Here is a 22147-nt window from a genome sequence, read left to right as displayed (position 1 = left end):
GGACCACGGTTTTTATTTTAGTCTAAATTCAAGCGCTTGGTCATGATATAGTAGGTACCAAAGTAGCTTGCAGCGATAATAATGATAGACTGAATGATACCCAAAATATATGTCAAATTGTTCATTGAATTACTTGTGATATTTGAAGTCAAAGCAGCGCTAAATCCAAAGAAGAAACCAATAAAGAATAGGATAGACTGAATAGCGAAATAAGCGACAAACCCCATAAGAATTTTGTTAGTGTTGAAGAGATTTCCGATACTAATACAGAGGTAATAAAGTAGAATACCAGCAATTGTTCCTAAAATTGTAGCAGGGATGAAGAGGTAGAGGGCCCCCATTTCTTTTAATATTTGACCAAAGTAGCTGGTAGTCAGGAGGATATCTTTCATATCAAGGTTGAAAGCGGCTATAATGCCAATTGAAGCGAGTACAACGAGAGATGAAATCGTATCTAAAATAAAGGCTACAAAGAGTTTAGACAAGACAAGCTGGTGCGCTGAAACAGGAAGCGTGTTGCTTAGGTAGCCTTCTCGTCCAAAGACGCTGGTCGCAAAGCGTTTGATGATGAGGACAATAGTTGCGATATAGATGGTTCCCCAAACAACAATGGTAGCAATAACAATCAGTGTAAAGAAGGCCATAAAAAGTAGGCTTGGTTCCTTATGGCTATGTTCAAAGGAGACTATTAATTTTTGAAGCATTAAGCCCAAAGGTATAGACAGTAGGATGGCAATCCCATAGATGCCAAGGTACCACTTGCGGACTGATTGTAATTCATACTTAACTAATTTCCAAAACATGCTCATACCTCCTAGTTGTGGAACATCTCTCTGAAGAGCTTGTCAATAGACTTGCCATGGGCTTGGCGGATATTATCGGCATCTCCTTGAAGTTCAATCTGACCGTACTTTAAGAAAACAACCTCGTCTAAAATAGATTCAACATCTGAAATCAAATGAGTTGAGATGATAACAGAAGCTTCTTCCGAGTATTGGTTGATGATGGTCCTGAGGATATAGTCACGAGATGCAGGGTCAACGCCACCAATAGGCTCATCAAGAAGATAGAGCTTGGCCTCTCGGCTCATAACCAAAATCAACTGAACTTTTTCCTTGTTTCCTTTTGAGAGGTCTTTGAGACGAAGATTAGGTTGAAGGTGTAGATCCTCCAGAAGTTGCAAGGCAAGAGGATAGCGAAAGTCGGCATAGAAATCTTGGAAGAAGTCCAAGTAGTATTGGATGGTCTTACTTTCATCTAAATAGGTTGTGTCAGGCAGATAAGCCACTTGTGACTTGGTGATAGGTGATGGCTCAAATCCGTTAATCGTTACAAGACCAGAAGTTGGCTGAAGGAGGCCATTCAAAATCTTAATGAGGGTCGTTTTACCACTTCCATTTGGTCCTAGGAGACCAACAATCTTTCCTGAAGGGATAGTCATAGTCACATCTCTTAGGGCTGGAATACCATTGTAGGTTTTGGTGAGATTTGTTAAAGTTACAATATCAGTCATCAGTCTATAACTCCTTTCCTCTTTGTTCAATGTAGTCGGTGATAATGGTTTTAATTTCAGGTGAACTGAAGCCAATAGCCGACATTTCAGTGACAAAGTTCTTAATCAGGTTTTGAGCAATTTCGTGTCGTTTTTGGTTAATGAGTTTCTCGTCTTCGGTGACAAAGCGACCAGAAGTACGGGCAGAGTAAACCAAACCTTCTTTTTCCAGTTCTTGGAAGGCCCTTTGTACAGTGTTTGGATTGACACCGGCTTCTTGAGCGAATTCTCGAACGGGTAAAAGTTGTTGCCCCATGCTTAATTCTTTAGAAGCAATTTTAAGTTTGACACGATAGGCGATTTGAAGATAAATGGGTGATTTTTCATCAAATGTCCAAGCCATAAGAGACTCCTTTCTAGGAAATATCATTACATTATTTTTGTACTACAGTAATGATACAACTTAAAAACATAATTTGCAAGTGAAATACTATATTTTCTCTCATAACTGTGGCTTTTCCCTAACTTATGTTTCTATTTTTGGTACAATAGGAGCAAGTGTATTCGACCTGAAGGGAGATTATTTTGAAAATTTTAGCAACAGATATGGATGGTACTTTTTTGGATCATCATGGTACTTATGATAAAGCACGTTTGGATAGCCTGTTGGATGCTTGTGAGGCCAAGGACTATGTTTTTACAGTTGCCTCTGGACGGGCTCTTTTAGCCTTGGAGGAGCTTTTTGACGGGTTTGTGGACCGTATTGCTATCATTGCGGAAAACGGAGCCTTGGTTCAGTATAAGGGTCAGGTCTTGTTTGAGTCCAAGCTAGAACCTAAAGATTATTTGGAAATTGCAGACACGACTTTAGCCTTGCCAACCTGTGAAGGCATTCTCCTGTCAGGGCGTCAGGGAGCTTACGCACCTAACGACGCTGCCTCTGCCTATCTTAAGGCTATGGAACGTTATTATAAAAATGTCGTGGCGACAGACCTTGAATCAGTGACTGATGATATTTTTAAGGTGACGGCTAAGTTCCAAGGGGATACCATCATGGAGCGTGGTGACTATCTCAACACGATTTTTGAGGATATGACGGCTGTGACAACTGGCTTTGACTCTATGGATATTATTCTTAAGGGTGTGGATAAGGGCTTTGGCCTCTACCATCTCTGTCAAGAGTTAGGGCGTCAGGCTTCTGATGTTGTGGCTTTTGGTGATAATCTCAATGATATAGAGATGTTGACCTTTGCGGGTCGTGCCATTGCGATGGGAAATGCGCGTGATGAGATTAAGGCTGTAGCTGATGAAGTGATTGGTCACCATAAAGATGGTGCCGTCTTTGACTATATGGAAGGGTTGGTAGGTTCAGATGTCTGAGATTAAACTACTGGCCTTGGATTTGGATGGGACGCTTTTTACCAAGGATAAGCAGGTTACTGTTGAAAATAGAGAGGCTCTAAAAGCGGCAGAGGCTAAGGGGGTTCACGTGGTCATTACGACTGGTCGTCCTCTTCCTGCAATCGACCATATTTTGAAAGATTTGGGCTTGTTGGACGACAAGCATTACAGCGTGACTTTTAATGGTGGCTTGGTTCAGCGCAATAACGGTGATATCCTCGTAAAGAAGGAGATGAGTCGAGAGGATATAGAGCAGGTTTATGCTGCTTTTGAACCTCTGGGACTTCCCATGGATGTTCTCAGTGATGGCATCGTCTATGGTGTGCCAAGTAAAGGAAACCACTCTCTCTACCGCCAGGCTAATCCAGCCCTGACCTTTGTTGATGTGAATAGCATTGATGACATTCCGAAGAATATCGTCTATAATAAGATTGTTACGGTCTGTGAGGAGGCGTTTTTGGATGCACAAATTCCCAAATTGCCTAAACAGCTTTCCGAAGACTTTGAAGTTTTTAAGTCTCGAGAAATTATCCTTGAAGTGATGCCTAAGGGTGTTCATAAGGCTGAGGGATTGAAACTATTGTCAGATTATCTGGGCATTGACCAAAGTCAAGTCATGGCCATGGGTGATGAGGAAAACGATTTGACCATGTTGAAATGGGCTGGTCTCGGTGTGGCTATGGCTAATGGTGTTGATAAAGTCAAGGCTGTCGCAGATGCTGTAACAACCAAAACGAATGAAGAATCTGGTGTGGCAGAGGCCATCCATAACTATATTTTAGAGAAATAAGGAGAACCAAATGGGTCTATTTGATCGATTATTTGGACAGAAAAACGAACAGTCACAGGAAGCTGCAGAAACTGTTGCCAGCAATGATTTAACAGATGACATTTCAGAAACAGAGTCTCTTGACAATCAAGACTTGCAAAACTTTGACTCAGAAGTCGAGTTCCTTGATCATCAAGATTTATCAACAAGCGAGTCAGCTAGTGAGAGTCAAACTGAGCAGGTAAGTCAGTCAGAAAATCCAGAAGAAGCTTTATCCACAGAATCTGTTGATGAAGTGGCTGACGCTGTAGACGTGAACAGCGAAGAAGTATCTGAAGAAGAAACGGTTGAAGATTTTTCTGAGGATAGTATTTCTTCTAGTGAGTCAGAAGTAGGTCAAGAGCCTGAAGAAAGTCAAGCTGCTGTGGATAACCATTTTGCTGATGTCATGGCTGACTATTATGCCAAGAAAGCACAAGTAGCTGCTGCTGCCGAAAAAGGTGAAACAGTTACTTTTGAAGCGGTTCAAACCCGTCAAGTTGAGGAAAAACCCGAAGAAGTTGCTACTTCTCAAGTAGAAACAGAACAAGAAAAGTATGATCGGACACTCAAAAAGACTCGTACTGGTTTTGCTGCCCGTCTGAATGAATTTTTCGCTAATTTCCGTCGTGTTGATGAAGAGTTTTTCGAAGAATTGGAAGAAATGCTAATTCTCTCTGACGTTGGGGTCAATGTTGCGACACAATTAACGGAAGACTTACGCTATGAAGCTCGCCTTGAAAATGTCAAAAAGACTGAGGATCTTCAGCGCTTGATTATCGAAAAGCTTGTGGATATCTATGAGAAGGACGATGTTTACAATGAGCAAATTAACTTCCAGGATGGCTTGACTGTTATGCTTTTTGTTGGGGTCAATGGTGTAGGTAAGACGACATCTATCGGTAAGTTGGCACACAAATACAAACAAGAAGGTAAAAAAGTCATGCTGGTTGCTGCTGATACCTTCCGTGCAGGGGCAGTTGCCCAGTTGGTCGAGTGGGGACGTCGTGTAGAGGTGCCAGTTGTGACTGGCGCTGAGAAGGCTGACCCTGCTTCAGTAGTCTTTGATGGTATGGAAAAGGCTCTTGCTGAGGACGTTGATGTTCTCATGATTGATACGGCAGGTCGCTTGCAAAATAAAGACAACCTCATGGCAGAGCTTGAAAAGATTGGCCGTATTATCAAACGTGTGGTCCCAGAAGCTCCTCATGAAACCCTCTTGGCTTTGGATGCTTCAACAGGTCAAAATGCGCTTAGTCAGGCTAAGGAATTTTCAAAAATCACACCCTTGACTGGTCTTATCTTGACTAAATTGGACGGTAGTGCCAAGGGTGGGGTAGTTCTAGCCATTCGCCAAGAATTGGATATCCCAGTAAAATTGATTGGTTTTGGTGAAAAAATTGATGATATTGGTGAATTCCATTCGGAAGAATTTATGCAAGGTCTCTTGACTGGCTTGGTTTAAAAGATAAGAATAAAAGAGTGAGTGCTAGGAAAATAGGATTCACTCTTTTTAATGGTTCCCTCACCTTGAAAAAAGTCGCTTTTATTGGTAGAATAGTAAGGTAAAAGGCATGCTCCGGTGAGTGAGCTGTCACGGAATCAATCAACAACCCCCAAGCTGTAGAAATGAGCATCTGCTTTTCTGTTTTTACGGCAAGTTTAAAGAGATTTTTAATCTTAGTTTAAGGAGAAGACATGTCTGATCGTGGACTTTTAATTGTTTTTTCAGGGCCTTCTGGTGTCGGAAAAGGAACTGTCCGTCAGGAAATTTTTTCAACACCTGACCACAAATTTGAATACTCAGTCTCAATGACTACACGTGCCCAGCGTCCTGGTGAGGTTGATGGAAAGGATTATTTCTTCCGTTCTCGTGAGGAATTTGAGGAGCTTATTCGCAACGGCCAAATGTTGGAATATGCTGAGTATGTTGGTAACTACTATGGAACACCATTGACTTATGTTAATGAGACCTTGGATAAGGGTATTGATGTGTTTCTTGAAATCGAGGTACAAGGAGCCCTCCAGGTTAAGAAAAAAGTTCCAGATGCTGTCTTTATCTTTTTGACACCACCAGATTTGAACGAACTTCAAGAACGTTTGGTTGGTCGTGGAACAGATTCTGAGGAAGTGATTGCTAAACGTATTGAGCGTGCCCGTGAAGAGATTGCTCTTATGAGCGAGTACGATTATGCTATCGTCAATGACGAGGTGCCTTTGGCTGCTGAACGTGTCAAACGTGTCATTGAAGCAGAACATTTCCGAGTAGATCGTGTGATTGGCCGCTATCGTAATATGATTTCAGAAAAGAAATTATCAGATAAATAAATTAGAAATAGGTATAGAATTATGATGTTGAAACCCTCTATTGATAAGCTTTTGGATAAAGTGCCTTCAAAATATTCATTGGTTATTTTGCAAGCCAAACGTGCTCATGAATTGGCAGCTGGTGCTGAACCAACTCAAGAATTTTCAGCTGTCAAATCTACGCTTCAAGCCCTTGAAGAAATTGAATCTGGAAATGTCACAATCCACCCAGATCCAGAAGGTAAACGTGAATTGGCACGTTTGAAAGTTATCCAAGCACGTCTAGCTGCTGAGGAAGAAGAACGTAAAATCAAAGAACAAATCGCTAAAGAAAAAGAAGAAGGCGATAAAATCTAAAATCAAAGTCTAGCTTTGGTTTATGAGGACAGGGGGAGCTGAGGCATAGTGTCTCAGCTTCCTTCTTTATGATGATAATCCAACTCAGGAGGTCCTGAGCACTACAAAATACTGGTCTTAAGGCAGTGATGGGAGGAGATATATGGTTTTAGTTGCACAAATAATTGTAGATGTTCCTCTGATGCAGACGGACAGGCCTTATAGTTACCTTGTACCCGAATCAATGCAAGGTCAAATTGCCATCGGTATGCGGGTTCATGTCCCTTTTGGTAAGGGAAATCGTCTTTTGCAAGGCTTTATCCTTGGTTTGGAAGAGCAGGAAAATGGAGACAATCTTCCAGAGTTGAAGCCTATTGCGGAGCTTTTGGATTATGAGCCGGTCCTAAATCAGGATCAGCTGGATCTGGCTAACCAAATGCGACACACGGTCTTTTCCTATAAGATTTCCATCTTGAAGTCTATGCTTCCAGGTCTTCTTAATTCTCAGTATGACAAAGTTATCATGGCGACTGATAAGCTGAGTGAAGAGGAGAGGGTCACTTTTCTTCAGGGGCGAGACCACATTCTTTTCTCCCAATTATCAGAGGAACAAGGTCAAGCTATTCCTCGTCTGGTGCAATCTGGTCGCGTAACGGTTGATTACATTGCCAAGGATAAGCAAAATATAAAAACGGAGAAGCATTATAGTGTTCAAAAGGGCATTTTAGAGACTTTGGACATTTCGCAACGAGCCAAGAAACGGTTAGAGTTAAGGGACTTCTTGCTAGAAAAAAGTGAATCTGGGAAGTTGGCTGACCTCCATAAATTGTTTTCTCGAGATGTGGTTAAGTTTTTCATTGAAGCTGGAGCTTTGGTCATCACTGAGGTTGAGGTTAATCGTGCCGATAGCTACTTTGAAAAGGTAGCAAGGACAGATTTTCTGGAGCTTAATGCGCAACAGGCGCATGCTGTTGAAGTCATGACAGGTCAGATTGGTCGTGGTGGCAAACCGTTCTTGTTAGAAGGAGTGACGGGTTCGGGTAAGACGGAAGTCTATCTTCATCTTATTGAGCGGACCTTGGCCATGGGGAAAACAGCCATTGTCTTGGTTCCAGAGATTTCCCTGACACCCCAAATGACCAATCGTTTCATCTCTCGTTTTGGTGACTTGGTGGCCATTATGCATTCAGGCTTGTCAGACGGTGAGAAATTTGACGAGTGGCGTAAGGTTAGGTCTGGTCAAGCCAAAGTTGTTGTAGGGGCACGTTCGGCTATCTTTGCTCCCTTGGACAATATTGGAGCAATCATTATTGATGAGGAACATGAGGCTACTTACAAACAAGAGTCCAATCCTCGCTACCATGCTAGAGATGTGGCCTTGCTTAGGGCCAAGAGTCATGGCGCTATTCTTGTCCTTGGCTCAGCGACGCCTTCTATTGAGACACGAGCGAGGGCTCAGAAAGGGGTTTACCATTTTCTTGAGTTGACGGAGAGGGCCAATCCTAAAGCTAAAATTCCACAGGTAGAAGTGGTGGATTTTAAGGACTTTGTAGGCCGACAAGAGGCGAGTGATTTTACGCCACCTCTCTTGGAAAAAATCAGAGAACGCTTGGCACGCAAGGAACAGGTTGTATTGATGTTGAACCGTCGTGGGTATTCCTCTTTTGTCATGTGTCGTGACTGTGGCTATGTGGATGATTGTCCCAACTGTGATATTTCATTGACCTTGCACATGGATACCAAGACCATGAATTGTCACTATTGTGATTTTCAAAAAGCAATACCACATGTCTGCCCTAACTGTCAGAGTCGTCAGATTCGCTATTATGGTACAGGAACACAGAAGGCTTATGATCAATTGACAGAACTCTTGCCTGAAGCCAGAGTGATTCGGATGGATGTTGATACGACACGTAAGAAAGGGGCTCACGAGAAGCTCTTGGAGGCTTTTGGAAGTGGTAAGGCTGACATTTTGCTTGGGACCCAAATGATTGCCAAGGGCTTGGATTTTCCAAATGTTACCTTGGTAGGGGTCTTGAATGCGGATACGTCCTTGAATTTACCGGATTTTCGTTCGGCTGAGCGTACCTTCCAACTCTTGACTCAAGTGGCTGGTCGTGCCGGTCGTGCGGACAAGGAAGGAGAGGTTATTATTCAGACCTATAATCCTAGCCATTATGCCATTCGGTTTGCCCAGCAACAGGATTATGAAGGTTTTTATGCCTATGAGATGGGGATTCGCCATCAGCTGTCCTACCCGCCCTATTTCTATACGGTAGGAATCACGCTTTCTCACAAGGATGAAGAGTTTGTAGTCCGCAAGAGCTATGAGGTTATGGCTTATTTAAGAGAGTACTTGTCAGACAAGGTGACCTTCCTAGGGCCAACGCCTAAGCCTATTGCTCGAACACATAACCTTTATCATTATCAGATTATTATCAAATACCGTTTTGAAGATAACTTGGAAGAGACGCTTAATGGGGTCCTTGATATGACCCAGGAACCTGAAAATAAGGACCTGCGTCTGATTATTGATCACGAACCTCAGAATTTTACTTAATCTAGAAAAGGAAAAATATGACAAAATTAGTATTTATGGGAACGCCTGCCTTTTCAGCGACAGTGCTGGAAGGACTTTTGACAGATGAGCGTTACGAAATTGTCGCTGTTGTCACACAGCCAGACCGTGCTGTCGGCCGTAAAAAAGAAATCCGCATGACACCAGTTAAGGAAGTGGCCTTGGCGCATGATTTGCCTATTTATCAACCTGAAAAATTGTCGGGTTCAGAAGAGATGGCTCAAGTAATGGCACTAGGTGCTGATGGGATTGTGACTGCGGCTTATGGACAATTTTTGCCAAGCAAGTTGCTTAATAGCATGGATTTTGCGGTGAATGTTCACGCTTCTCTCTTGCCAAAATACCGTGGTGGGGCACCGATTCACTATGCCATTATCAATGGTGACGCAGAAGCTGGTGTGACGATTATGGAGATGGTCAAGGAAATGGATGCTGGGGACATGGTCAGCCAAAAGGCCTTGCCAATTCTTGACGAAGATAATGTCGGTACCATGTTTGAAAAATTGGCCGTTTTGGGTCGTGACCTTTTGCTTGAGACCTTGCCTGCCTATATTGCAGGAGAAGTTAAACCTGTTCCTCAAGATGCTAGTCAGGTAACCTTTTCACCAAACATTAGCCCAGAAGAAGAACGCCTTGATTGGAACAAGTCAGCACGTGACATCTTCAATCAAATCCGAGGAATGTATCCATGGCCTGTGGCCCATACTTTGCTTGATGGCAAACGTTTCAAGATTTATGAAGCAGACTTGGTAGAAGGTCAAGGACAGGCTGGTCATATCATTGAAAAGACTAAGAAGCGTTTGGTCGTTGCGACTGGTCAAGGAGCTATTTCGCTTAAGACAGTTCAGCCTGCAGGGAAGCCTCGTATGGCTATTACTGATTTTCTCAATGGGGTCGGTCGCAATCTTGAAGTAGGTGATGTATTTGGCCAATGATTGGAAAAAAACAGCCCGTGGACAGGCACTTGAAGTCTTAGAAGAAGTCTTTCAGGAAGGGGCTTACTCAAATATTGCCCTCAATGCACGTCTAAGCAAGTCGCATCTAACAGATAAGGACAAGGCCTTGGTGACGGAAATGGTTTATGGGACCGTTGCCCGTAAGATTACTTTGGAATGGATCTTGGCCCATGTTATTGAGGATCGAGACAAACTTGAAGCTTGGGTGTACGACCTCTTGCTTTTGAGTCTCTACCAGTTGGCTTACTTAGATAAAATTCCAGCCCATGCGGTGGTTAATGATGCCGTTTCTATTGCTAAAAATCGAGGTAATAAAAAGGGTGCTGAGAAGCTGATTAATGCCGTTCTTCGGAAATTGTCTAGTCAACCATTGCCAGATCCAAGTAAGATTAAACGTGTCAATAAACGCTATTCTGTTCAATATTCCCTACCTGTATGGTTGGTGAAGAAACTTATTGACCAGTATGGGGAAGACCGTGCCCTTGCTATTTTCCAAAGTCTTTTTGTGAGAAACAAGGCTAGTGTTCGTGTGACAGATGTGTCTCGTATGGAAGAGATTGCGGATGCAACTGGTGCTGAACGTTCAGAACTGTCACCAGTTGGGCTTGTTAAGTCCTCTGGTTACTTTGCTGGGACAGAATATTTTAAAGAGGGCTTGTTAACCATTCAGGATGAGACCAGTCAACTGGTTGCGCCAACTTTAGGGATTCAAGGTGAAGAAGAAATCCTTGATGCCTGTGCGGCTCCTGGTGGTAAGACGGTCCATATGGCTTCGTATTTGACCAGTGGACATGTAACAGCGCTTGACCTTTATGATCATAAACTAGATCTCATCAAGGAAAATGCGCAACGACTTGGTCTGGCTGATAAGGTTAAGACACAGAAACTGGATGCTAGTCAGGTTCATCGAGTCTTTCCAGCTGATAGTTTTGATAAGATACTCGTGGATGCTCCTTGCTCAGGAATTGGGCTCATCCGTCGAAAACCAGACATTAAGTACAATAAGGACCTGCAAGACTTCGCATCCCTTAAGGCTGTGCAGTTGGACATCTTATCCAGTGTTTGTCAAACCCTACGCAAAGGTGGTATAATAACATATAGTACTTGCACCATTATAGCTGAAGAAAATCAAGAGGTGATTCAAGCTTTTCTTGAAACGCATCCTGATTTTGAGCAAGTTGCCTTAGACCATCCATGCCAAAACATAATGGTTAATGGCTGTTTGGCAATCACCCCCGAACAGTATCTAACTGATGGCTTCTTTATCGCACAGTTGCGTAAAAAGGCCTAGGGTTACAGAGGAGGAAATGCTGACGCAAGTCAGAAAGAAGATTATGGAATTTTCATTATTAACGGACATTGGCCAAAAGCGGTCAAACAACCAAGACTTTGTTAATAAATTTGTTAACCAGGCTGGTGTTACCCTTGTCGTTGTTGCAGACGGAATGGGTGGACACCGAGCTGGTAATATTGCCAGCGAAATGTCAGTAACGGACCTTGGTCGTGATTGGATCAACACAGATTTTCGTGAATTAAGTAAGATTCGTGATTGGATGATTGCTGCTATTGATGCAGAAAATCGTAAAATTTATGAACTCGGTCAAAATGAAGAGTACAAGGGCATGGGAACAACTATTGAAGTTCTTGCCTTTGTTGATAATGCTGTGATTTTTGCCCATGTTGGGGATTCACGTATTGCTCACATTCGTAATGGTGAATACAAACAATTGACAAGTGACCACTCTTTGGTAAATGCCCTTATCAAGGCTGGTCAATTGACAGAGGAAGAGGCAGCTGTCCACCCGCAACGTAATATCATTACGCAATCTGTAGGACAATCTGCCCCAATTGAGGCGGACCTCGGTGTGCAACAATTGGAACCTGGAGACTATATTTTAGCGAATTCAGATGGATTAACAAATATGATTTCAACTGATCAGATTGTTCATATTGTCAACAGTCCTGGATTTGTTGAAGAAAAGACTAGCCGTTTAGTGGCAGCTGCCAACGAGGCAGGTGGTCTTGATAATATCACAGTTGCTCTTGTTAAGATAGAAAGTGAGGAAGGATAATGATCCAAGTCGGCAAATTGTTTGCTGGACGTTATCGAATCCTTAAAGCTATCGGACGTGGCGGTATGGCGGATGTTTATCTGGCTAACGACCTGATTTTGGATAATGAAGAAGTGGCTATCAAGGTGCTTCGGACCAATTATCAGACCGATCAGGTGGCTGTAGCGCGTTTCCAACGGGAAGCGCGTGCCATGGCAGAACTCAGTCATCCAAATATTGTTGCGATTCGAGATATTGGCGAAGAAGACGGCCAGCAATTCTTAGCGATGGAATATGTGGACGGTTCGGACTTGAAGAAATATATTCAAGATCATGCACCTCTATCTAACCAAGACGTTGTGCGTATCATGGGAGAAGTTCTCTCTGCCATGACTCTTGCCCATCAAAAAGGGATTATTCATAGGGATTTGAAGCCGCAAAACGTTCTTTTAACAAAGGATGGAACGGCTAAGGTGACCGATTTTGGTATTGCAGTGGCCTTTGCTGAAACGAGCCTGACTCAGACCAATTCTATGTTAGGTTCAGTCCACTACCTGTCTCCAGAGCAAGCGAGAGGGTCTAAAGCTACTATTCAGAGTGACATCTATGCTATGGGTATCATGCTCTTTGAGATGTTGACAGGACATATTCCTTATGATGGTGACAGTGCAGTTACCATTGCCCTCCAACATTTTCAAAAGCCTCTGCCATCGATTTTGGCTGAGAACCATAACGTTCCTCAAGCTTTGGAGAATGTGGTTATTCGAGCGACAGCTAAAAAGTTAGAAAACCGTTACCACAGTACTCTGGAAATGAGCCGTGACCTTGTGACGAGTCTTCATCCTAGCCATAGTCGTGATGCTAAGGTAGTCTTTGATGACATGACGGATACCAAGACCTTGCCTAAGGTTGATCCAGTTCCGTCAGCAACCCTTGAGAAAAAGACTGCTGCTCAACCATCAGAGCCTACGCCAACCCAAAGTAAACACCCAAGGAAAAAACCTTCTCCAGCTAAAAAGAAGAAAAATCTCTTTTCAACTCTACTCAAGGTTTTCCTAGGACTAGTCTTTATTGGCATCATCATCTTTGCCTATTTGGTATTTACTAACCCAGATAATGCTCAGGTGCCAAATGTTGTCGGACAAGAGTTGTCAACGGCTCAGACGAAACTTGAAAGTGCAGGCTTTAAGGTCGGTGATGTCAAAGAAGTCGAGGATGATTCTGTCGACAAGGGCAAGGTTATCAAGACAGATCCTACAGCTGGAACGACTCGTAAAGAAGGAACAAGCATTGATGTCTATGTTTCTTCCGGCGACAAAGGATTCACTCTGAAAGATTACAAGGGCAAAAACTACAAGGATGCTGTCAAAGACTTAACCTCAAATTATGGGGTATCTGAAGATCAAATTGATATTCAAAATGTCGAAGATGATAGTGCCGATGAAGGTGAAATCTTGTCACAGAGCCCTGGTAAGAATAAGACCTTTAATCCTAAAGATTCTAAGGCTAAGATCAAGTTCCGTGTGGCAACACCTAAGACCATCACTATGCCTGATGTAACAGGCTTGACAGTTTCAACAGCAGTGCAGACCTTGAACCGTAAAGATATTTCAAGTAGTAATATTGAATATCACGACTATAATACAGGCGCCAAGTTGGATAAGGATAAGGTTCCTAGTAGTACTGAGGTTCTTTATCAAGATCCACAAGTTGGTACTGCCGTTGATGGTACGGTGATTCTCTACGTTTCTATCACAACAGCAAGTTCAAGCCTTCAGTCAAGCTCAACAAGTACGACTCATTCGTCATCTACCAGCTCAAGCACTGAAAGCACATCTTCAAGTACAGAAACATCTACAGAAGCTACCCACACAGAACAACAATAGACTGCTTGTCATTGAGAAGTTCTGAAAAGAATAGGAATGGTTTTATGTATGCGAACGAAGCAAGCATAAACCGAGACTTTCGACTACGATAACTATGCCTGAACTTTAAAGTTTCAGACGTTCGGAAGCTTCATGATTGTAGTTATGAGACTCCAAAGGGTTTTGCTGACGCTTGTCTTTATCTTAGGAAAGTCTCAACAGAATTAATATCAAAGAGAGGTTGTGAGACCTCTCTTTTTCTGCACTTTTTGTCAATTGGCCTAAAATTTGATAGAATGAAGCCTGTATACTTTTATGTGAGAGGTCCTTATGACCAAATTTAATTTTTTCTTGGTAGTGGAAGCCTTACTTTTGACTTTAGGGTTAATCACTATCTTTAACAATGATATTACCAGTTTTATTTTTATTTTAGTCTTGACTCTCTTGGCTATCCGTTTCTTTAATAAAGAGTCTAAGAGTGATTTTGTCTTGACGATTAGTTTAATTTCACTTTTTTTGGTTTCCATGTGGAATGTCTATGTGGTACTTGCTATCTTGGTGGGTGTAGCCTATGTCATGATTAACCATTTTTCACAGGTTAAGAAAAAGAATCGCTATGCCCTCATCAAGTTCAAAGAAGACGATTTAGATCCTCGGGCTGTGCGAAATCAGTGGATTGGGACCCGTATGGAGCCAGTGAGTGATCGCTATGACTTTGATGACATCAATATTATCCGTTTCTTTGGGACAGATGTGATTGATTTGACTCAGGTTATTGTTTCAGGTAGAGACAATGTTGTGATTCTTCAGAAACTGTACGGGCCAACGACGGTCTTGGTGCCCATTGATGTCTCTGTTAAACTTAACATTTCTGCTATTTATAGCTCTGTTACCTTCTTCAATGAAGATGAATATGACCTTCGTTATGAAAGTTTGACCTTGCAAGGTGCGGAGTATGAGCATGCCTATAGAACCGTCAAATTGATTCTCAATGTGGGAGCTGGGCCAGTGGAGGTACGTCGCAAATGAAAAAACAGTACCTATTTTTAATCCTTATTTACTCGGTTGTTGTCCTGGTCGGTGTCACCTTGGTTGTGATGGACAGTTTCAATCTCAATTTTTCATTGGTTTTTGGTAGTCTTTCCCAAGCGTTTCACTTTCTTTTTAACATGTTCTTTGTGGTTCTGAGTCTGCTCATTCTGCTCTATATCCTGTGGGCTATTGCTAATGATAATAGTATGCGTTCGGTCAATCAGGATTTGCGTCGGATTATCAATAACCAATCTGTTAAGCGCCAGGGAGATATTGAGTTAGACAAGAACATGATGCGCCTGTCTCATAAGATGCGCAAATTGACTGAAGACCTGCAAAAGACTGAGAATGCTCAGGCCCTTCAAAGCCGTGATATTATCAAGAAGGAGCGAGGTCGTATTGCTCGTGATCTTCATGATACGGTGAGTCAGGAACTCTTTGCGGCTAGTATGATTCTGTCTGGGGTCTCTCAAATGGTGGATCAGCTGACTAAGGAGGACCTCCATAATCAGATACAGGCGGTGGAAGCCATGCTTACTGATGCTCAGAATGACATGCGTGTTTTACTCTTGCATCTTCGCCCGACTGAGCTTGAAAACAAGACCTTGCAAGAAGGTTTGCAGATGATTCTTAAGGAGCTAACCGATAAATCCAATATTCGTGTGATTTACAAGGATATGGTTAAGAAAGTGCCTAAGCGGATTGAAAATAATCTCTTTAGGATTGCCCAAGAGTTTATCTCTAATACCCTAAAACACGCCAAGGCTAGTCAAATAGAGGTTTATCTCTACCAAAATAGTCAGGAGATTCAGTTGAAAATGCTGGATAATGGTGTTGGTTATGATTTGAATGCCTCGACTGACGAAATGAGTTACGGATTGAAAAATATCCAAGAACGTGTCGATGAAATGGCTGGAACCGTACAGTTCCTATCTGCTAAAGGTAAAGGAACCTCCATTGATGTTCGTGTGCCAATATTGAGAGGAGAAAATAATGTCGAATAAGATAAGTGTGATTTTGGTCGATGACCATGAAATGGTCCGTTTGGGCCTCAAGAGTTTCTTGAATCTTCAAGGAGATGTAGAAGTGGTTGGAGAGGCAGGTAATGGCCGTGAAGGTGTCGACCTGGCTTTGGAATTACGTCCGGATGTGGTTGTAATGGACCTTGTCATGCCTGAGTTAGATGGCGTACAAGCCACTTTAGAATTGCTCAAAGAATGGCCTGAAGCTAAAATTTTGGTTTTGACCAGTTATTTGGACAATGAAAAAATTTATCCGGTTATTGAAGCAGGTGCTAAAGGTTACATGCTCAAAACTAGCAGTGCGGCAGAAATTCTCAATAGTATCCGTAAGGTTTACCGTGGTGAGGAAGCTATCGAGACTGAGGTAGACAATAAGATTAAGTACCACGATAGTCATCCAGATTTACATGATGACTTGACAGCACGTGAACGTGATATCCTGGCACTTTTGGCTAAAGGCTATGACAATCAAACCATTGCTAATGAACTCTTTATTTCGTTGAAGACTGTCAAAACGCACGTTTCGAATATCTTGGGTAAACTCAATGTAGATGATCGTACTCAAGCAGTAGTCTATGCTTTTAGACATCATCTAGTTTCACAAAACGATGATTAAGGTGGCTCATGTCAACTCGTCTGTAAAAAAATACCAAGAGTATTTGCTTAAAGAAAATTTTTTCTGATTTTGTCAGTCAAATATATTGACTTTATGTCTAGCAAGACATACAATAGAGTTATCCTAAAACTTTTCTTTTTTCATATGAGGTCACTCAACCTCGTATCATCCATCTAAGTGCTCTTAGATGATGAAATCTCCTAATTCAAAGCAATCGGTTAACCGGTTGTTTTTTTGTGAAAAAATGTTAAAAAGTGTTGACAGTCATCCTATCTTTCTGTAAAATAGTAAGAGTCTTTTGGGGTATAGCCAAGCGGTAAGGCAAGGGACTTTGACTCCCTCATGCGTTGGTTCGAATCCAGCTACCCCAGTTTTATCTGAGGGTAAAAAGATAAACTATGGTCCGTTGGTCAAGGGGTTAAGACACCGCCTTTTCACGGCGGTAACACGGGTTCGAATCCCGTACGGACTATTAGTACCAGCTAGAGAGAGCTGGTTTTTTTGTATCCTTTTTGATAGAATAGAGAAGCTAATTGGCCAAAACAAGACCATTCATGCTACTCTAAAATTAAAGTCAATAGAAGCATCTGACGTGACTAAAAAGACTCATGTGATGATGACAGACATAGGTTCGCCTTGCCTTAAAATAAGAATGCCCAAGCGATTCACTGAAGTCTTTCACCTTTCTAGCAAGGAAGAGTTTAAGTTACTGCTTACTTTGATTGAGAAAAATAAATAAGGAATTTAAATGACATACTATAACGTTGGAAAGATTGTAAACACACAGGGCTTACAGGGGGAACTCCGTGTTTTGTCTGTAACGGATTTTGCGGATGAACGTTTTAAAAAGAAGAGTCTCCTAGCCCTTTTTGATGACAAAGATAACTACATCATGGATGTTGAAGTTGCTAGTCACCGTAAACACAAGAACTTTGATATTGTTAAGTTTAAGGGACTCTATCATATCAATGATGTCGAAAAGTACAAGGGGTACAGCCTCAAAGTTGCTGAGGAAAATCTAACAGACCTTGATGATGGGGAGTTTTACTACCATGAAATCATTGGTCTTGATGTTTATGAAGGGGATACCCTTATCGGTCAGGTTAAAGAGATTCTCCAACCGGGGGCCAACGACGTTTGGGTAGTGAAACGCAAAGGCAAGAAAGACTTGCTCCTGCCTTATATTCCACCAGTGGTTCTCGATGTTGATGTTGCGGCTGGCCGTATTGAAGTTGAACTCATGGAAGGGTTAGACGATGAAGATTGATATCTTGACGCTATTTCCAGATATGTTTGCTCCCTTAGAGCACTCCATCGTAGGCAAGGCCCAGGAAAAAGGTCTCTTAGAAATTAACTATCATAACTTTCGTGAGAATGCAGAGAAGGCTCGTCATGTGGATGATGAACCCTACGGTGGCGGACAAGGCATGTTGTTGCGTGCTCAGCCAATTTTTGATACCTTTGATAAACTACAGGTGACCAAACCTCGTGTCATTCTCTTAGATCCTGCAGGACGTACCTTTGATCAGGTCTATGCGGAAGAATTGGCTCAAGAAGAGGAGTTGGTCTTTATCTGTGGCCACTATGAGGGCTATGACGAACGCATCAAAACCTTAGTGACGGACGAAATCTCACTAGGAGACTTTGTCTTAACAGGCGGAGAGTTGGCTGCTATGACCATTGTAGATGCAACTGTCCGCTTGATTCCAGAGGTTTTGGGTAAGGAAGCCAGTCATAAGGATGATAGTTTTTCATCAGGGCTTTTGGAGTTTCCACAGTATACGCGTCCAGCTGAATTTCGTGGCATGAAGGTACCTGATGTTCTCTTGTCAGGACATCATGTCAATATTCGACGCTGGCGGATGGAGCAAAGTTTGCGTAAGACCTTAGAGCGTCGACCAGATCTTTTGGAAAACTATGATTTTACAGATGAAGAACGTCAGATTTTAGAAGAGATAAAAGCAGAAGGAAAATAAAATGTCAGAAGAAAAGATTTACGATATTACCATTATTGGTGGTGGACCAGTCGGTCTTTGGGCAGCTTTTTATGCTGGCCTACGTGGCATGACTGTTAATATTATTGAGAGTTTGTCAGAGCTTGGTGGTCAGCCTGCCATTCTCTACCCAGAAAAGAAAATCTACGATATTCCGGCCTTTCCTCAAACGACAGGTGCGGAATTGACAGACAACCTCTTGATTCAGCTCAAGCGTTTTGAAGACCGTGTCGATATTCATTTGAAAGAGGAAGTACAAACCTTTGAGAAGACGGATGGTGTCTTCACGATAACGACTAGTAAGGGTCAACACTTGTCTAAGGCTATCGTCATTGCTTGTGGAAATGGTGCTTTCGCTCCACGTCCTTTGGGTGTGGACAATGAAGAAGATTATGCAGATAATAACTTGTTCTATAATGTGCATAGTCTGGACCAATTTGCTGGCAAGAAGGTTGTGATTGCTGGTGGCGGTGATTCAGCCGTTGACTGGGCCAATCACTTGGATGGTATTGCTGAGAGTGTGACCTTGATTCACCGTCGTGATGCCTTCCGTGCCCATGAGCACAGTGTTGAGCTACTTCATCAATCGTCAGTTAACGTGATGACGCCTTATGTACCGCTTGAAATTAAAGGCGAAAATGGTCTCGCTCAAAGTTTGACGGTTCAAAAAGTGAAGTCAGACGAGGTTGAGGAATTGCCATTAGATTCCCTGATTGTCAGCTTTGGTTTCTCAACTAATAACAAAAATCTTCGCAATTGGAATGTCGATTACAAACGTTCAAGTATTGCGGTCAATCCTAAGTTTGAAACGTCGCAAGAAGGGGTTTACGCTATCGGTGATGCAGCAGAATATGACGGTAAAATTGATTTGATTGCTGTTGGTATGGGTGAAGCCCCTATCGCTATTAACCAAGCTATCCAATATATTAATCCAGATGGTAAGAACCGCCCAGTTCACTCAACGTCTTTGATTGAAGAATAATTTTAAAAGAAGACTTTGCTTTCAATTTCAAGAGAGACTTGTCTCTCTTTTTTCATGTTTAAAAACGTGGTATAATACAGCTATGGCTAGAACGAAAAAAACAAAAAAGGGGACGGATTCTAAGAGCAGTAAGAAGCGGCCCACAAAAGCAGAATTAGACAGACAGAAGGCGATTAAGCGGATGCTATGGACCTTCTTTTTTGCCTTTGTCTTAATTTTCCCAGTCTTTCGATTGGGTTTCTTTGGGATAACACTCTACAATTTCTTTCGTGTGTTTGTAGGCAGTCTGGCTTATCCATTGATTTTTGCCATCTATGTCTATCTTTTTGGGTTTAAATGGTTGCGTAAACATAGCAATTATGTGACGGGATTTTGGATGGCTTTTGTAGGCCTCTTGATAGAGTTTCATGCCTATCTCTTTACCTTAGATCGTATGGATGGTCTAGATATTTTCCCTGGAACGATGGATTTGCTTTTTGGGGAATTTGTGAGTGTGCAGGTAGCTCGCTTCACAGGGGGAGGTTTGTTAGGTGCTCTCTTGTATAAGCCTAGTTACTTCCTCTTTTCAAATCTTGGTAGTTTCATGATTGGTGGCTTGTTCATTCTCTTGGGTGCTTTTATTATGAGTCCCTGGGATGTTTTGGATGTCATTGATTATGCTAAAGCAGTATGGCAACGAGGTGCTGAAAAGCGTTTGGAACGAATAGCTCTACGGCAGGAGAAGAAGGCAGAGCGTCAGGCCCAGAAAGAGCGTGAAGCGCAAGAACGTGCAGAGGAAGAACGTCTGGCTGATTTGACCGTTGATGAAGAGACTGGCGAAATTTTAGAGGACGAAGCAGAGGAATTACCGCAAGAAGCCGAGATTTATACTCCCGAACCAGAAATCAGTGATTATGCCTCTGAGGTCTACGATGACAATTTTCCTCCAGAGGATTATGAGGATTTTCAAGCGAACTTCCCTCCTTATCCAGAGGATTTGCCAACCGAAGAGTTTCCACCATCTATGGTGGTTGAGGGCGATGATGCTCCTGTTGAGGTAGATTTTACACCGAAGGAGCTCTTGCAGTACAAACTCCCTACTATCGATCTTTTTGCACCGGACAAACCTAAAAGTCAGTCTAAAGAGAAAAACATTGTTCGTAAGAATATACGTATCCTTGAGGATACCTTCAAGAGTTTCAACATTGATGTCAAGGTTGAGCGGGCCGAAATTGGGCCATCTGTGACCAAGTACGAGGTCAAACCTGCTGTTGGGGTTCGGGTCAATCGTATATCCAATCTAGCGGATGACTTGGCTTTGGCTCTTGCCGCAAAAGATGTCCGCATTGAGGCGCCTATTCCTGGAAAATCTTTGGTTGGTATTGAAGTTCCTAACTCTGAGATTGCGACGGTGTCTTTCCGTGAACTTTGGGAGCAGGCTAAGACAGATCCTAATAAACTCTTGGAAGTTCCTCTTGGTAAGGCGGTTGACGGTTCGGCTCGTAGCTTTGATTTAGCTCGCATGCCTCACTTGTTAGTGGCTGGGTCAACAGGTTCTGGTAAATCTGTTGCGGTTAACGGAATCATCTCAAGTATTCTGATGAAGGCTCGCCCAGATCAGGTTAAGTTCCTCATGGTCGATCCTAAGATGGTTGAGCTCTCTGTTTACAACGATATTCCTCATCTCCTCATCCCTGTGGTGACCAACCCACGTAAGGCGGCTAAGGCCCTTCAAAAAGTGGTGGATGAGATGGAAAATCGTTACGAACTCTTTAGTAAGTTTGGTGTACGTAACATCGCTGGCTACAATGCCAAAGTTGAAGACTGGAATGCCCAATCGCAAGAGAAACAGATTCCTTTGCCTTTGATTGTGGTTATTGTCGATGAGTTAGCTGACTTGATGATGGTGGCCAGCAAGGAAGTGGAAGATGCTATCATCCGTCTGGGACAAAAGGCGCGTGCAGCAGGTATCCACATGATTCTTGCCACCCAACGTCCATCAGTTGATGTTATCTCTGGCTTGATTAAGGCCAATGTGCCATCTCGTGTGGCCTTTGCCGTGTCTTCTGGAACAGATAGTCGTACCATTTTGGATGAAAATGGAGCTGAAAAATTACTCGGACGTGGGGACATGCTTTTCAAGCCTATTGATGAAAACCATCCCGTTCGTTTGCAAGGCTCTTTCATTTCTGATGATGATGTGGAACGCATTGTGACCTTTATCAAGGAACAAGCCTCAGCTGACTACGATGAGAGCTTCGACCCTGGTGATGTTTCTGAAAATGATTTTGGAGGAGCTTCATCTTCTAATGGTGGGGGTTCAGAAGGCGATCCGCTTTTTGAGGAAGCCAAGGCTCTGGTATTGGAAACGCAAAAAGCAAGTGCATCCATGATTCAACGTCGTCTATCAGTTGGTTTCAACCGTGCCACTCGTTTGATGGAAGAATTGGAAGAAGCAGGTGTTATCGGACCAGCCGAAGGTACCAAACCTCGTAAGGTTTTGATGACTCAAGAATAATGATACAAAGCGTATCAGCTTTAGCCTGTAGCCTATAATATTCTAAAATGACTAAAGGATATGAGAAATAACTGCGTTTAGTGGATTTCTCATATCCTTTTTTTATTGGTAGGGAGAATAGTTCTTACTTTAGAAAAAAACGCTTTCAAATTCACCTTTATTTTGTGTTATAATGAGTGTATGTATTACTTAGATAGAAAAGGAGAAAAA

20 protein-coding genes and 2 tRNA genes are annotated in these 22147 nt (G+C 42.5%); 19 read left to right on the top strand and 3 right to left on the bottom strand.

Annotation, left to right across the window (positions count from 1 at the left end; genetic code table 11):
• Window positions 1-17: 17 nt before the first annotated feature.
• The 3 genes from HMPREF0848_RS05405 to HMPREF0848_RS05395 are packed head-to-tail and all read right to left on the bottom strand — an operon-like array spanning window position 18 to window position 1895.
• Window positions 18-803, bottom strand: a complete 786-nt coding sequence (locus HMPREF0848_RS05405; RefSeq protein WP_037608990.1) for a hypothetical protein — start codon at window positions 801-803, stop codon at window positions 18-20.
• Between the two features lie 11 nt (window positions 804-814).
• Window positions 815-1513 carry an ABC transporter ATP-binding protein gene (locus HMPREF0848_RS05400; protein WP_002889399.1) on the bottom strand — a complete coding sequence of 233 codons (699 nt, stop codon included), beginning with the start codon at window positions 1511-1513 and terminating at the stop codon, window positions 815-817.
• 4 nt (window positions 1514-1517) lie between these two features.
• Window positions 1518-1895, bottom strand: a complete 378-nt coding sequence (locus HMPREF0848_RS05395; protein WP_008535155.1) for a GntR family transcriptional regulator — start codon at window positions 1893-1895, stop codon at window positions 1518-1520.
• A 182-nt stretch (window positions 1896-2077) separates the two neighbouring features.
• Between HMPREF0848_RS05395 and HMPREF0848_RS05390 the strand changes: the two genes are divergently transcribed.
• The 19 genes from HMPREF0848_RS05390 to HMPREF0848_RS05295 all read left to right on the top strand — a co-directional run bounded on the left by HMPREF0848_RS05390 (window position 2078) and on the right by HMPREF0848_RS05295 (window position 21937).
• Window positions 2078-2872 carry a Cof-type HAD-IIB family hydrolase gene (locus HMPREF0848_RS05390; RefSeq protein WP_008535154.1) on the top strand — a complete coding sequence of 265 codons (795 nt, stop codon included), beginning with the start codon at window positions 2078-2080 and terminating at the stop codon, window positions 2870-2872.
• Window positions 2865-3683, top strand: coding sequence for a Cof-type HAD-IIB family hydrolase (locus tag HMPREF0848_RS05385; protein WP_002889395.1), 819 nt, complete (start codon window positions 2865-2867; stop codon window positions 3681-3683). Before HMPREF0848_RS05390 ends, HMPREF0848_RS05385 begins: the two co-directional genes overlap by 8 nt.
• A gap of 10 nt (window positions 3684-3693) precedes the next feature.
• Window positions 3694-5166, top strand: a complete 1473-nt coding sequence (gene ftsY / locus HMPREF0848_RS05380; protein ID WP_008535153.1) for a signal recognition particle-docking protein FtsY — start codon at window positions 3694-3696, stop codon at window positions 5164-5166.
• 233 nt (window positions 5167-5399) lie between these two features.
• Window positions 5400-6029 (top strand): guanylate kinase, encoded by a 630-nt coding sequence (gene gmk, locus HMPREF0848_RS05375; RefSeq protein WP_008535152.1) that lies wholly within the window; start codon window positions 5400-5402, stop codon window positions 6027-6029.
• 21 nt (window positions 6030-6050) lie between these two features.
• The gene (rpoZ, locus tag HMPREF0848_RS05370; protein ID WP_002889391.1) at window positions 6051-6365 is read left to right on the top strand and encodes a DNA-directed RNA polymerase subunit omega; all 315 of its coding nucleotides are present in this window, start codon (window positions 6051-6053) and stop codon (window positions 6363-6365) included.
• Between the two features lie 142 nt (window positions 6366-6507).
• Window positions 6508-8904, top strand: a complete 2397-nt coding sequence (locus HMPREF0848_RS05365; RefSeq protein ID WP_008535150.1) for a primosomal protein N' — start codon at window positions 6508-6510, stop codon at window positions 8902-8904.
• Window positions 8905-8921: 17 nt separating this feature from the next.
• Window positions 8922-9857 (top strand): methionyl-tRNA formyltransferase, encoded by a 936-nt coding sequence (fmt, locus tag HMPREF0848_RS05360; protein WP_008535148.1) that lies wholly within the window; start codon window positions 8922-8924, stop codon window positions 9855-9857.
• Window positions 9847-11169 (top strand): 16S rRNA (cytosine(967)-C(5))-methyltransferase RsmB, encoded by a 1323-nt coding sequence (gene rsmB, locus HMPREF0848_RS05355; protein ID WP_037609161.1) that lies wholly within the window; start codon window positions 9847-9849, stop codon window positions 11167-11169. Before fmt ends, rsmB begins: the two co-directional genes overlap by 11 nt.
• Before the next feature lie 43 nt (window positions 11170-11212).
• A complete protein-coding gene (locus HMPREF0848_RS05350; RefSeq protein ID WP_037609159.1) occupies window positions 11213-11950 on the top strand; it encodes a Stp1/IreP family PP2C-type Ser/Thr phosphatase in 738 nt (245 codons plus the stop codon).
• Window positions 11950-13815 carry a Stk1 family PASTA domain-containing Ser/Thr kinase gene (gene pknB / locus HMPREF0848_RS05345; RefSeq protein ID WP_008535145.1) on the top strand — a complete coding sequence of 622 codons (1866 nt, stop codon included), beginning with the start codon at window positions 11950-11952 and terminating at the stop codon, window positions 13813-13815. The genes HMPREF0848_RS05350 and pknB overlap by 1 nt, the downstream gene beginning before the upstream one ends.
• Window positions 13816-14124: 309 nt before the next feature.
• Window positions 14125-14823 carry a cell wall-active antibiotics response protein LiaF gene (gene liaF, locus HMPREF0848_RS05340; RefSeq protein WP_002889373.1) on the top strand — a complete coding sequence of 233 codons (699 nt, stop codon included), beginning with the start codon at window positions 14125-14127 and terminating at the stop codon, window positions 14821-14823.
• On the top strand, window positions 14820-15830 hold the full coding sequence (locus HMPREF0848_RS05335; protein ID WP_002889372.1) for a sensor histidine kinase: 1011 nt from the start codon (window positions 14820-14822) through the stop codon (window positions 15828-15830). Before liaF ends, HMPREF0848_RS05335 begins: the two co-directional genes overlap by 4 nt.
• Window positions 15820-16464: a response regulator transcription factor gene (locus HMPREF0848_RS05330; RefSeq protein ID WP_008535144.1), complete on the top strand. Its 645-nt coding sequence runs from the start codon at window positions 15820-15822 to the stop codon at window positions 16462-16464. Before HMPREF0848_RS05335 ends, HMPREF0848_RS05330 begins: the two co-directional genes overlap by 11 nt.
• Window positions 16465-16763: 299 nt before the next feature.
• Window positions 16764-16835, top strand: a tRNA-Gln gene (locus HMPREF0848_RS05325).
• 29 nt (window positions 16836-16864) lie between these two features.
• Window positions 16865-16936: transfer RNA gene (locus HMPREF0848_RS05320), tRNA-Glu, on the top strand.
• 276 nt (window positions 16937-17212) lie between these two features.
• Window positions 17213-17731 carry a ribosome maturation factor RimM gene (gene rimM, locus HMPREF0848_RS05310; RefSeq protein WP_008535143.1) on the top strand — a complete coding sequence of 173 codons (519 nt, stop codon included), beginning with the start codon at window positions 17213-17215 and terminating at the stop codon, window positions 17729-17731.
• On the top strand, window positions 17721-18440 hold the full coding sequence (gene trmD, locus HMPREF0848_RS05305) for a tRNA (guanosine(37)-N1)-methyltransferase TrmD (RefSeq protein ID WP_008535142.1): 720 nt from the start codon (window positions 17721-17723) through the stop codon (window positions 18438-18440). The genes rimM and trmD overlap by 11 nt, the downstream gene beginning before the upstream one ends.
• 1 nt (window position 18441) lies before the next feature.
• Window positions 18442-19440, top strand: a complete 999-nt coding sequence (locus HMPREF0848_RS05300) for an NAD(P)/FAD-dependent oxidoreductase (RefSeq protein WP_008535141.1) — start codon at window positions 18442-18444, stop codon at window positions 19438-19440.
• Between the two features lie 82 nt (window positions 19441-19522).
• A complete protein-coding gene (locus HMPREF0848_RS05295; protein WP_008535139.1) occupies window positions 19523-21937 on the top strand; it encodes a DNA translocase FtsK in 2415 nt (804 codons plus the stop codon).
• Window positions 21938-22147 lie beyond the last annotated feature (210 nt).

It is taken from the genome of Streptococcus sp. C150 (assembly GCF_000187445.1).
Classification (GTDB): domain Bacteria; phylum Bacillota; class Bacilli; order Lactobacillales; family Streptococcaceae; genus Streptococcus; species Streptococcus raffinosi.
The sequence above is the reverse complement of the archived record's forward strand: the minus strand, read 5'-3'. Positions and strand labels throughout refer to the sequence as shown.